Annotated in this window: 11 protein-coding genes; all 11 read left to right on the forward strand. The window is 42.7% G+C overall.

The genetic code is table 11. The annotated features are described in order from the left end of the window. The 11 genes from RDV49_RS06815 to RDV49_RS06865 all read left to right on the forward strand — a co-directional run bounded on the left by RDV49_RS06815 (position 1) and on the right by RDV49_RS06865 (position 12,046). On the forward strand, positions 1–930 hold the full coding sequence (locus RDV49_RS06815) for an ROK family protein (RefSeq protein WP_003007407.1): 930 nt from the start codon (positions 1–3) through the stop codon (positions 928–930). A gap of 61 nt (positions 931–991) precedes the next feature. Beyond that, positions 992–1,840: a DNA-processing protein DprA gene (dprA, locus tag RDV49_RS06820; protein WP_003007405.1), complete on the forward strand. Its 849-nt coding sequence runs from the start codon at positions 992–994 to the stop codon at positions 1,838–1,840. 86 nt (positions 1,841–1,926) lie between these two features. After that, positions 1,927–4,008 carry a type I DNA topoisomerase gene (gene topA / locus RDV49_RS06825; protein ID WP_003007403.1) on the forward strand — a complete coding sequence of 694 codons (2,082 nt, stop codon included), beginning with the start codon at positions 1,927–1,929 and terminating at the stop codon, positions 4,006–4,008. Positions 4,009–4,106: 98 nt separating this feature from the next. Continuing rightward, positions 4,107–4,784 (forward strand): SatD family protein, encoded by a 678-nt coding sequence (locus RDV49_RS06830; protein ID WP_003007400.1) that lies wholly within the window; start codon positions 4,107–4,109, stop codon positions 4,782–4,784. Continuing rightward, positions 4,768–5,472, forward strand: a complete 705-nt coding sequence (locus RDV49_RS06835; protein ID WP_003007397.1) for a DUF3307 domain-containing protein — start codon at positions 4,768–4,770, stop codon at positions 5,470–5,472. Before RDV49_RS06830 ends, RDV49_RS06835 begins: the two co-directional genes overlap by 17 nt. A 153-nt stretch (positions 5,473–5,625) precedes the next feature. After that, positions 5,626–6,960 (forward strand): methylenetetrahydrofolate--tRNA-(uracil(54)-C(5))-methyltransferase (FADH(2)-oxidizing) TrmFO, encoded by a 1,335-nt coding sequence (gene trmFO / locus RDV49_RS06840; protein WP_003007394.1) that lies wholly within the window; start codon positions 5,626–5,628, stop codon positions 6,958–6,960. A gap of 93 nt (positions 6,961–7,053) precedes the next feature. Continuing rightward, the gene (locus RDV49_RS06845) at positions 7,054–7,881 is read left to right on the forward strand and encodes an alpha/beta hydrolase (RefSeq protein WP_003007390.1); all 828 of its coding nucleotides are present in this window, start codon (positions 7,054–7,056) and stop codon (positions 7,879–7,881) included. 39 nt (positions 7,882–7,920) lie between these two features. Further along, positions 7,921–8,661: an esterase family protein gene (locus RDV49_RS06850; protein WP_003007387.1), complete on the forward strand. Its 741-nt coding sequence runs from the start codon at positions 7,921–7,923 to the stop codon at positions 8,659–8,661. A gap of 21 nt (positions 8,662–8,682) precedes the next feature. Beyond that, positions 8,683–9,849, forward strand: a complete 1,167-nt coding sequence (locus tag RDV49_RS06855; protein ID WP_003007385.1) for an ATP-grasp domain-containing protein — start codon at positions 8,683–8,685, stop codon at positions 9,847–9,849. Between the two features lie 219 nt (positions 9,850–10,068). After that, a complete protein-coding gene (locus RDV49_RS06860) occupies positions 10,069–11,037 on the forward strand; it encodes a thiamine pyrophosphate-dependent dehydrogenase E1 component subunit alpha (protein ID WP_037608368.1) in 969 nt (322 codons plus the stop codon). Between the two features lie 16 nt (positions 11,038–11,053). Beyond that, entirely contained in the window at positions 11,054–12,046 is a 993-nt protein-coding gene (locus RDV49_RS06865) for an alpha-ketoacid dehydrogenase subunit beta (RefSeq protein WP_003007381.1), read from the forward strand. The last annotated feature ends 196 nt before the right edge of the window (positions 12,047–12,242 follow it).

Below are 12,242 nucleotides of genomic sequence, written 5' to 3' on the forward strand. Positions count from 1 at the left end.
ATGCTATTTACCATCGATATCGGAGGGACCTTTATAAAGTACGGTCTGATGGATGCAGACTATCAATTGATCCGTACAGACAAGATCCCAACACCATCTACGATTGAGGACTTTTGGCAAGGATTAGAAGGAATCGTTGCTCCTGTACGGGAAGAAATCGAGGGAATCGCCATTTCATGCCCTGGTGAGATCCAAAAGAGCCTTGGCTTTGTCTTTCGAGGTGGTCTCATTCCATATTTGCGAGGCATTCCTCTAGCTAGTAGATTAGAACAAACATTTCAAGTACCCGTCACCGTTCTTAATGATGGAGAAGCTGCTGGTCTAGCGGAAGCAAGGCTTGGTAATCTAAAAGATTGTCCTTGCGGTGCGACCTTGGTCCTAGGGACTGGAGTTGGTCTTGCTCTTCTTTCGAATGGTGACCTATTGAGAGGATGGCAACTGACAGAATACATTCGGTCTATTGATAAGGCAGAAAGAACACCAGAAAATCGCCGCTTTCATCGCGAACTCTTTTTGCAAGGCATTTCCAATCTTTTGGAAAACACTGGTTCTGCTGTTCAATTTGTTGAGAAAGCTAGTCACATCTTGAACCTAGAAAAGGCAGATGGTATAGCCGTTTTCAAGGCTCTTGATCAAGGAGGCCATGAGGAGCTGAAATCCTTGTTTCGGGAGTATTGTCATGATATTGCTATTCTGATTTTTAATCTTCAATCATTGCTCCTGCTTGAGAAGGTGACAATTGGAGGGGGCATTAGTAGCCAACCGCTACTGATCGATGAGATCAGTCGACAATACCATAACCTACTCTCTCAAAAAGGGCATAAACCATTTGAGGCCTTGCCGATCCAAGCGGCTCGCTTCCATAATGAAAGCAACTTGATTGGTGCCGCATCTTACTTTTATTCTTCTACATATCAAAAAAAGTTCTAGAAATAGAGCTTTTTTTCCATTCTTTTTCGAATAAATAAGTGAGAGGAAGTAGAAGGTGACCATGGAGAAATTTGAAATCTTTAAATTAAAAGAAGCTGGTTTATCAAATGAGCAAGTCTTGAGAGTTTTGGACTACTGTAGGAAAGACCAAGCCTTACCAAGCTTAGAAGAGATAGCAAGGATCGCTCGCTGTCGCAGTATTATTCATTTTGTAGACAAATACCGGCAGCTGGATGAAGAGCATTTACACAAGGAGTTTGAACGGTTCCCATCTCTATCCATTTTTGATCCTGAATACCCTGAGGAATTGCTACAGATCTACAATCCTCCTGTACTCCTTTTTTACCAAGGGGATTTGCAACTGTTAAGCAAACCGAAGATTGCAGTTGTTGGAGCTCGAGAGACCACGCGAGAAGGGGTTCGTTCTGTAGAGAAGATAATTAAGGAACTTGGAAATGAACTGGTCATTGTTAGTGGACTTGCTAAGGGAATTGATGCGACAGCGCATTATGCCAGCATTCGTAATGGTGGAAAGACCATCGGAGTGATAGGAACGGGGCTGGATGTTTTTTATCCGAAAAGTAATCAGAGATTACAGACCTACATGGGAGAGCACCATCTGATCTTGAGCGAGTATGGTCCAGGACAGGCCCCTTTGAAGTTTCATTTTCCTGAGAGAAACCGCATCATTGCAGGACTCTGTCAGGCTGTGATTGTGGCAGAGGCACGACTTCGTTCAGGGAGTTTAATTACTTGTGAGCGTGCCATGGAGGAAGGACGAGATGTTTTTGCTATTCCAGGAAACATTTTAGATGGAAAATCTGCAGGATGCCATCACTTGATTCAAGAAGGTGCAAAGCTTGTCACATCAGGCCAGGACATTCTTGATGAATTGAAATACGAATTGTGATTTTCCTATAGGAGAAGTTCCTAGTTGACATCTTTCTTAAAATGTATTAAACTCAATGAGATTTATACAATACAGAGGGATAAAACGTGGTAACAAAAAAGAAAAGCAGTACAACCAAGAAAAATTTGGTGATTGTGGAGTCTCCTGCTAAGGCGAAAACAATCGAAAAATACCTTGGTCGTAACTATAAAGTCATGGCCAGTGTTGGCCATATTCGGGACCTGAAAAAATCAACCATGTCGATTAACTTCGACAATAACTATGAACCGGAATATATCAATATTCGCGGAAAAGGTCCCTTGATCAATGATTTGAAAAAAGAAGCTAAAAAAGCTAAGCAAGTCTTTCTCGCAAGTGACCCGGACCGAGAAGGAGAAGCTATTTCTTGGCATTTGGCGCATATTTTGAACTTGGATGCCAATGAAAAGAACCGAGTTGTTTTTAATGAAATCACTAAGGATGCCGTTAAAAATGCCTTTAAAGAACCGCGCCAAATCGATATGGACTTGGTTGATGCCCAACAAGCCCGTCGGGTCTTGGACCGGATTGTAGGGTATTCAATTTCGCCTATTCTTTGGAAAAAGGTCAAAAAAGGACTTTCTGCAGGGCGCGTGCAATCTGTTGCCCTCAAATTAATCATTGATCGCGAAAATGAAATCAATGATTTCAAGCCGGAAGAATACTGGACCATTGATGGTGTCTTCAAAAAAGGTACCAAACAATTCCAAGCTAGCTTCTATGGGATTGATGGCAAGAAGATGAAGCTCAACACCAATGAAGAGGTGAAAGCTGTTCTTGAACGCTTAGATGGCAAAGATTTTACCGTTGAAAAAGTTGAAAAGAAAGAACGTCGTCGGAATGCGCCACTTCCATACACCACCTCTTCCATGCAGATGGATGCTGCCAATAAGATCAACTTCCGTACACGCAAGACCATGATGGTCGCCCAGCAGTTGTATGAAGGAATCAATATTGGCTCTGGTGTTCAAGGTTTGATTACTTATATGCGTACCGATTCCACACGGATCAGTCCAGTTGCGCAAAATGAGGCAGCGAACTTTATCGTGGATCGCTTCGGTGAGAAATATTCCAAGCATGGAAGCCGAGTGAAGAATGCTTCTGGTGCCCAAGATGCCCACGAAGCGATTCGTCCATCCAGCGTCTTCAATACTCCTGAGAGCATTGCTAAATACTTAGACAAAGACCAATTAAAACTCTACACCTTAATTTGGAACCGCTTTGTAGCTAGTCAAATGACAGCAGCTGTCTTTGATACCATGAATGTCCGTTTAGGTCAAAATGGGGTTCAGTATACGGCAAATGGGAGCCAGGTGAAGTTTGATGGTTATTTGGCTATTTATAACGACTCAGATAAGAACAAGATGTTGCCGGATATGGTAGAAGGCGATATCGTTAAGCAAGTCAATAGCAAGCCTGAGCAACACTTTACCCAACCACCTGCTCGATATTCTGAAGCAACCTTGATTAAGACCTTAGAAGAAAATGGGGTTGGTCGTCCTTCAACCTATGCTCCGACGATTGAGACCATTCAAAAACGCTATTATGTGAAGCTGGTAGCCAAACGCTTTGAACCAACAGAGTTAGGGGAAATCGTTAATAAACTGATCGTTGAATTCTTCCCAGATATTGTCAACGTGACCTTCACAGCAGAGATGGAAGGTAAACTCGATGATGTCGAACTTGGAAAAGAAGAGTGGCAAAAAGTCATCGATGCTTTCTACAAACCATTTTCTAAAGAGGTCGCAAAGGCTGAAGAAGAGATGGAAAAAATCCAAATTAAAGACGAACCAGCTGGTTTTGATTGTGAAGTTTGTGGAAGCCCGATGGTGATTAAATTAGGACGTTTTGGAAAGTTCTATGCTTGTAGCAATTTCCCAGATTGTCGTCATACCCAGGCCATTGTCAAAGAAATCGGTGTGGAGTGTCCTGACTGTCATCAGGGACAAATCATCGAACGCAAAACCAAGCGCAACCGTATCTTCTATGGATGCAATCGCTATCCAGAGTGTGAATTTACCTCTTGGGATAAACCGATCGGTCGGGATTGTCCAAAATGCGGCCACTACTTAGTTGAGAAAAAAGTTCGTGGTGGCGGCAAACAAGTCGTATGTAGCAATGGCGACTACGAAGAAGAAAAAGTGAAATAAGTTATTAAATGTCTATTATAACAGCAATTTTTATAAATGTCTGTTATAATAGACATTTTTCGTTTTTTTCGTTATAATAGACACAAGGAGGTGAGCATATGTATCTTGCTTTGATTGCAGATGTCATTGATTCCAAAACCGTACAAGAACGTTTTGACCTGCAAAAACAGTTAGAAAAAACGCTTCAAAAGATCAATGAGCTTTTTAAAGACTATCTAGCATCGTCTTTTACCTTAACTTTGGGCGATGAATTTCAGGCGCTTTTAAAAATGGATGCTCCGGTTTTTCAAATTATCGATACCCTGCGTTCAGAACTAAAGCCAACTCAACTTCGTTTCGGCATTGGCCTTGGAGAAATTGTAACGGATATCGATCCCCTGCAAAGTATCGGTGCAGATGGACCAGCCTATTGGAATGCTCGTGCAGCTATAAATCTGGTCCATCAGAAAAATGATTATGGCAACACCCAGATCTATTTTTTGAGCGGTAATGACAGCAAGGACTCGGTGGTGAATGCGCTCATCGCTTCCGGAGAGGCCATACGTTCGGGTTGGCGAGAGAGTCAGGAGGAGATCCTGCTTGATCTTTTAAAGAGATCTGTCTATAGTGAAAGCTTTAGCCAGCAGGATTTGGCCCAATCGTTAGCCATTAACCCAAGCGCCCTGTCCAAGCGCTTAAAGAGTAGCAGTATTCGTGTTTATTTACGGGGACGAGCAGCAGCACTAGCTTGTATTCAAAGCTTAGAGAAAGGAGAGGCCCATGAGCGGATTGTCTAGTATCGTAACGAATCCATACTTGATCCTCTTGTTAATTTGTCATTTGTTATCGGATTATTATTTTCAAAGCCAAAAGATGGCAGATCGCAAGGATCAGGATAAGAAAGTGCTCGGGCTTCACATTCTATATGTTGCTCTGCCTCTGATCGTTGTTTCTCTCTGTCATCTAGACTTGTGGTGGATTTGCTTGGTCATTTTACTGAGCCATGCCGCAATAGATTTCTTAAAACCGATCGTTCAGAAGCAATTGAAATTATCAACCGCCTGGATTTTTGCATTGGATCAAGTCTTGCATATTGGTATCCTAACTTGTCTGGTCCTTATGGGAGCGAAGAATGGCACGACCTATCTACCCTTGGACATTTTAAATCTAATCTTTTATGTCCTCCTAGTTGGGAAACCAAGCAATATTGCCTTTAAAATTCTGTTTGCCAAGTATCAACCCACCAGCAAGAAGAAAATGGATACGATCACTGGGGCTGGTTCCATGATTGGCTTTTTAGAGCGTTTGGTGATCGGTGCCTGTCTCGTCTATGGGCAATTTGCTTCGATAGGTCTGGTTTTTACCGCAAAATCCATCGCCCGCTATAATAAAATTTCGGAAAATCCAGCCTTTGCGGAGTATTACTTGATCGGCTCTTTATTTAGTATCCTATCTGCTCTCCTAGCAGCCTGGTTGTGTTTATAAGAAAATAATTAGTTAAAGTATAGACAGGAAGGAAAAGCCTCCCTGTCTTTTTACTTGGCTTTTTGGTATAATGGATCAAGTAGAAAATTAGAAAGATTTGTGGGTTTCAAACAGTCCAGTGGGGCGTTTTGAACCCAAAGAGGTATTAGTGTCATGTCTCAATCTTATATCAATGTGATCGGTGCGGGCCTTGCTGGCTCGGAAGCAGCTTACCAGATTGCCCAACAGGGAATTCCGGTCAAGCTTTATGAAATGCGTGGCGTCAAATCAACTCCGCAACACAAAACAGACAACTTTGCGGAGCTAGTTTGTTCCAACTCTCTTCGTGGGGATTCTCTCACCAATGCTGTCGGGCTCCTCAAAGAAGAAATGCGTCGTCTGGGTTCTGTCATCCTTGAAGCAGCGGAAGCGACTCGTGTACCAGCCGGTGGAGCACTTGCTGTGGACCGAGAAGGTTTTGCTAGTCGAGTGACGGAGAAGGTGTCCCAACACCCTCTCATTGAAGTGATTCGCGATGAAATTACGGAATTGCCGACAGATGCCATCACAGTGGTCGCAACAGGGCCTCTAACCAGCGATGCCTTGGCAGAAAAGATCCATGCCCTTAATGGTGGCGACGGTTTCTATTTCTATGATGCAGCAGCTCCAATTATCGATGTCAATACCGTCGATATGAACAAGGTTTACCTTAAGTCTCGTTATGACAAGGGAGAAGCGGCTTATCTCAACTGTCCCATGACCAAACAAGAGTTTATGGACTTCCATGAGGCTTTAGTAAATGCAGAAGAAGCCCCGCTCAACTCTTTTGAAAAAGAAAAGTATTTCGAAGGTTGTATGCCAATTGAAGTCATGGCCAAACGAGGCATCAAAACCATGCTCTATGGGCCTATGAAGCCAGTTGGACTCGAGTATCCAGATGATTACAAAGGTCCACGTGATGGGGAGTTTAAAACCCCTTATGCGGTAGTTCAGTTGCGCCAAGACAATGTGGCTGCCAGCCTCTACAATATCGTTGGCTTTCAAACTCACCTTAAATGGGGCGAACAAAAACGGGTCTTCCAAATGATTCCAGGTTTGGAAAATGCGGAATTTGTGAGATACGGTGTCATGCACCGCAATTCCTACATGGATTCTCCAAATCTGCTTGAACAAACCTACCGTTCTAAGAAACAAGCGAACCTCTTCTTTGCAGGCCAAATGACAGGGGTAGAAGGCTATGTTGAATCAGCTGCCTCAGGTTTGGTAGCTGGAATCAATGCAGCTCGCCTTTTCAAAGGAGAAGAAGCAGCGATTTTCCCTGAAACGACATCTATCGGAAGCCTGGCTCACTATATCACCCATGCTGACAGCAAGCATTTCCAACCCATGAATGTCAACTTCGGGATTATCAAGGAGCTAGAAGGCCCACGTATTCGGGATAAAAAGGAACGTTATGAGAAAATTGCCGAACGTTCTTTACAAGATTTGGCTCAGTTTATGGAAAAATAACCCAAGAAAGAAAAAAGTTTGGAGAAAATCCAGACTTTTTCTTCTAAAAATGGTATAATGAATAAAATTTAGAATATAGAGAGTTTTCTGACAATGAACAAATCCTATTTTTATTTAGATATGAAGACACACGAGTTGAAAGTGCCTTATACCGGAAAACTCCGTCGTGTGCGAGTCTTATTACCTAAGAATTATGAAACGGATACAGATAGACGTTACCCTGTGGTTTATTTCCACGATGGGCAAAACGTTTTGTACAGCAAGGAAGCTTATGCGGGTCATTCCTGGAAGGTGATTCCAGCCATTAAGCGGAATCCCGATATTAGTCGCATGATTGTTGTTGCGATCGATAATGATGGTTTCCAACGCATGAATGAATACTCTGCCTGGAAGTACAAGGAATCCAATATTCCTGGCATGCAATTTGGTGGCAAGGGAGTTGAGTACGGCGAATTTGTCATGGAGGTGGTGAAACCTTTTATCGACCAAGAATACCGGACTCTTGCTGATCGAGAACATACGGCCATGATTGGATCTTCCTTGGGTGGGAATATTACCCAATTCTTGGGCTTAGAGTACCAAGATCAAATTGGTTGTTTAGGGGTCTTTTCATCTGCTAACTGGCTACACCAAGATGCCTTCAATCATTATATCGAACGCAAAAAATTATATGCAGATCAACGGATCTACATCTATGTAGGGACTGAAGAGGCGGATGATACAGATAAAACGCTGATGGCGGGAAATATCAAGCAAGCCTATATTGATTCATCCCTTCGTTATTATCACGACGTTATCCAACAAGGAGTTGCTTTAGAAAATATTGCCATTCGGATTCAATCTGGAGCTATTCACCACGAAGAAGCTTGGGCTGAACATTTACCAGAATGCCTTCGTTTTTTGGCAGAAAATTGGGATTAATGGACTCAGAACAAATCAATAGAGAGAAAGAGGGAACCTATGAATATTGAACATCTAAGCCACTGGAGTGGCCAACTCAACCGTGAAATGTATTTGAACCGCTATGGACACGCAGGTATTCCTGTTGTGGTCTTCGCTTCATCAGGTGGAAGCCATAACGAGTACTATGACTTTGGTATGATTGATGCTTGTGCTCAGTTTATCGAAGAAGGTCGGGTTCAATTCTTCACCCTTTCCAGTGTCGATAGTGAGAGCTGGCTTTGTGATTGGAAAAACCCTCATGATCGAGCTGAAATGCACCGTGCTTACGAGCGCTATGTGATTGAAGAAGCGATTCCTTTTATCAAACACAAAACAGGCTGGTTTGACCCGATGATGACAACTGGTTGCTCTATGGGTGCCTACCATGCCCTCAATTTCTTCTTGCAACATCCAGACGTCTTCAACAAAGTGATTTCCTTGAGTGGTGTCTATGACGCTCGTTTCTTTGTTGGTGATTTTGGAGGCGATGAAGCCATTTACCAAAACTCTCCATCTGATTATATCTGGAACCAAAATGATGGCTGGTTTATCGATCGTTACCGTCAGGCCGAAATCGTTGTTTGTACTGGTTTAGGAGCTTGGGAACAAGGCGGGCTTCCATCTTTCTACAAACTAAAAGAAGCCTTTGATCACAAAAACATTCCCGCTTGGTTCGCTGAATGGGGACATGATGTCGCCCACGATTGGGAATGGTGGCGCAAACAAATGCCCTATTTCCTAGGACAAATGTATCTATAAGTCAAAAGGGAGGAGACCTCTATGAATTATCTTGTTATTTCACCTTATTATCCACAAAATTTCCAACAATTTACCATTGAACTAGCTAACAAGGGAATCACAGTCTTGGGAATTGGTCAAGAGCCGTACGAACAGTTAGATGAGCCTTTGCGCAATAGTTTGACAGAGTATTTCCGAGTTGAAAATTTGGAAAATCTGGACGAAGTGAAGCGTGCGGTAGCCTTTCTCTTTTACAAACATGGTCCAATCGATCGTATCGAATCCCACAATGAGTATTGGTTGGAATTGGATGCAGCGCTTCGTGAGCAATTCAATGTCTTCGGGGCTAAGCCAAAAGATTTGAAGAAAACCAAGTTCAAATCCGAAATGAAGAAACTCTTCAAGAAGGCTGGAGTCCCAGTCGTTCCGGGTGCTGTGGTTAAAACAGAAAAAGACATTGATAAGGCCGTGAAGAAGATTGGGTTACCATTGATTGCTAAGCCTGACAATGGGGTAGGAGCAGCAGCAACCTTCAAGATCGAAACGCCAGAAGATGTGGACCATTTCAAGGCAGAATGGGATGGCAATACTGAGTATTTCTTTGAGAAATTCGTCACTTCTAGTGAGATTTGTACCTTTGATGGTCTAGTGGATCGTGACGGCAACATTGTTTTTTCAACTACATTTGACTATGCTTATACGCCACTCGATTTGATGCTCTACAAGATGGACAACTCTTATTATGTTCTTAAAGAGATGGATCCAAAATTGCGTCAATACGGGGAAGCGATTGTCAAAGCCTTTGGTATGAAGGAACGTTTCTTCCACATTGAGTTCTTCCGCGATGGGGATGAATATATTGCGATCGAGTACAATAATCGCCCTGCAGGTGGCTTTACCATCGACGTCTACAACTACGCTCACTCGATTGATTTGTACCGTGGCTATGCTGCCATCGTAGCAGGGGAACCCTTCCCGGCTTCTGAGTTTGAACCCCTTTATTGCTTGGCAACTTCTCGTCGTGCCAATGCAGCCTATGCTCTGTCAGAAGAAGAAGTTTTGGCTAAATACCATGATCAATTCCGTGTCAAGAAAGATATGCCTGCAGCCTTTGCGGAACTTCAAGGTGATTACCTTTACATGTTAACAACGCCTAGTCGTGAAGTATTAGAACAAATGATTCATGACTTTGGTCAACGCCAATCATAAGATAACGACCGGTAGGATAGGATCCTATCGGTTTTTTATATTTTAATGCAATCTCATGAAAGAAAAGTTTGTGAAATAGTTTATTTTAAGTTGAAAATGCTTATAAAACCTTCCTCCAAGGTATATAGTTTGTGAAATCATTTGAGCATTATTTTTGACAGTGCTTTCATTTTTGGCTAGAATGAAAGAGAATGAATAAATGCTAAGAAAGGCGAAATGATGGCAACATTAGATAAAAGTCTCTTATTGGAAATGTTCCGTAAAATGGAAGAAATCCGTCGCATGGACTTAAAAATTGCACAGTTAGTAAAAAAAGGGAAAGTGCCAGGAATGACGCACTTTTCTGTTGGGGAAGAAGCGGCTAACGTTGGAGCGATGTTGGCTTTAAACGACGATGATTTGCTGACATCTAACCACCGTGGACACGGACAAGCCATTGCTAAAGGAATCGATTTAAATGGCATGATGGCTGAAATCCTTGGTAAGTATACGGGTACTTGTAAAGGGAAGGGTGGCTCCATGCATATCGCTGACCTCGATGCTGGTAACCTTGGTGCTAACGGGATCGTTGGTGGTGGTATGGGAATTGCAGTAGGTGCTGCCCTTACTCAACAAATGAAAAAGACTGGTAAGATTGTCGTCTGCTTCTTTGGCGATGGTGCAACCAATGAAGGTGTCTTCCACGAAGCGGTGAATATGGCTTCTATTTGGAATCTTCCAGTAATTTTCTACTGTATCAATAACGGTTATGGAATCTCTGCTGACATCAAGAAAATGACCAATATCCAGCATATCCACGAACGTAGTGCTGCTTACGGCATTCCTGGAATGTTTATTCCTGATGGAAATAACGTTATCGATGTCTATGAAGGATTCCAAAAAGCTGTTGAACACGTCCGCTCTGGTAAAGGACCTGTCTTGATTGAAAGTGTCACCTATCGTTGGCTTGGTCACTCTTCATCTGACCCTGGTAAATACCGGACCCGTGAAGAAGTCGAAGAGTGGAAGAAAAAAGATCCGATTGAAAACCTTCGCAAGTATCTCCTTGAAAATGAAATTGCGAGTGCAGAAGAATTGGATAAGATTCAAGAAGAAGTGAAAGAAGCAGTTGAAGCTTCAGTGAAATTTGCGGAAGAAAGCCCATTCCCTCCACTCGAATCAGCTTTCGAAGATATTTACGCAGACTAAGGGGGAGTTGAGAATTATGGAAACAAAATTAATGTCTTTCCGCGATACCATTATCCTTGCTATGTCTGAGGAAATGCGTCGCGACGAAAATGTATTGTTGATGGGGGAAGATGTCGGAGTGTTCGGTGGAGACTTCGGAACTTCCGTAGGAATGCTAGAGGAATTCGGTCCAGAACGTGTTCGTGATTGTCCGATTTCTGAGGCTGCTATCTCAGGTACAGCAGCTGGAGCAGCCATGACCGGACTTCGTCCAATCGTTGATATGACCTTCATGGATTTCTCGGTGATTGCCATGGATGCTATCGTCAACCAAGCTGCTAAGACTCGCTACATGTTTGGTGGAAAAGGGCAGGTGCCGATGACTGTCCGTTGTGCAGCTGGTAACGGAGTTGGATCTGCAGCTCAACACTCCCAATCTTTGGAATCATGGTTTACCCATATTCCTGGTTTAAAAGTTGTTGCTCCAGGAACTCCAGCTGATATGAAAGGACTTCTCAAGTCTTCTATCCGTGACAACAACCCAGTGATCATTCTTGAATATAAATCAGAATTCAACCAAAAGGGTGAAGTGCCTGTAGATCCTGATTATACCATTCCACTTGGTGTCGGCGAAATCAAACGTGAAGGAACGGATGTCACTGTTGTAACCTACGGAAAAATGCTTCGTCGCGTGATGCAAGCAGCTGAAGAATTGGCTGAAGAAGGCATTTCAGTAGAAGTAGTAGACCCACGAACTTTGGTTCCGCTTGATAAAGAAATCATCATTAACTCTGTCAAGAAAACAGGAAAAGTAGTCCTTGTCAATGACGCCCACAAAACAAGTGGTTATATCGGTGAAATCTCAGCTATTATTTCTGAATCAGAAGCATTTGATTATTTGGATGCACCTATCCGTCGTTGTGCGGGGGAAGATGTACCAATGCCTTACGCGCAAAACCTTGAAAATGCAATGATTCCAACAGTTGAAAGCATCAAAGATGCTATTCGTAAAACGTACAATAAAGAATAATACATAACATAAATTATGTAATGTCATTTAAATTAGAGCACGGGCTAAAAGCTAGGAAAAAAGATAAATCTCCTTGACTTCATCGAAGTCTGCGTTGATTTCCTATTTTTCGGTCGCTTTTAAACGCCCTTAGTATCTTATAACTGAATCCGGACGGAGGACTGTAAAAAAAAGATAGATTTCCTTGTGTTCATGG

This window comes from Streptococcus parasanguinis (assembly GCF_031582885.1).
In the GTDB taxonomy this organism is placed as follows: Bacteria; Bacillota; Bacilli; order Lactobacillales; family Streptococcaceae; genus Streptococcus; species Streptococcus parasanguinis_M.

Excerpts from the sequence above, each read along its gene's own strand:
- RDV49_RS06815 (WP_003007407.1), top strand. The coding sequence starts at position 1 with ATGCTATTTACCATCGATATCGGAGGGACCTTTATAAAGTACGGTCTG.
- dprA (WP_003007405.1), top strand. The coding sequence starts at position 992 with ATGGAGAAATTTGAAATCTTTAAATTAAAAGAAGCTGGTTTATCAAAT.
- RDV49_RS06830 (WP_003007400.1), top strand. The coding sequence starts at position 4,107 with ATGTATCTTGCTTTGATTGCAGATGTCATTGATTCCAAAACCGTACAA.
- RDV49_RS06835 (WP_003007397.1), top strand. The coding sequence starts at position 4,768 with ATGAGCGGATTGTCTAGTATCGTAACGAATCCATACTTGATCCTCTTG.
- trmFO (WP_003007394.1), top strand. The coding sequence starts at position 5,626 with ATGTCTCAATCTTATATCAATGTGATCGGTGCGGGCCTTGCTGGCTCG.
- RDV49_RS06845 (WP_003007390.1), top strand. The coding sequence starts at position 7,054 with ATGAACAAATCCTATTTTTATTTAGATATGAAGACACACGAGTTGAAA.
- RDV49_RS06850 (WP_003007387.1), top strand. The coding sequence starts at position 7,921 with ATGAATATTGAACATCTAAGCCACTGGAGTGGCCAACTCAACCGTGAA.
- RDV49_RS06855 (WP_003007385.1), top strand. The coding sequence starts at position 8,683 with ATGAATTATCTTGTTATTTCACCTTATTATCCACAAAATTTCCAACAA.
- RDV49_RS06860 (WP_037608368.1), top strand. The coding sequence starts at position 10,069 with ATGGCAACATTAGATAAAAGTCTCTTATTGGAAATGTTCCGTAAAATG.
- RDV49_RS06865 (WP_003007381.1), top strand. The coding sequence starts at position 11,054 with ATGGAAACAAAATTAATGTCTTTCCGCGATACCATTATCCTTGCTATG.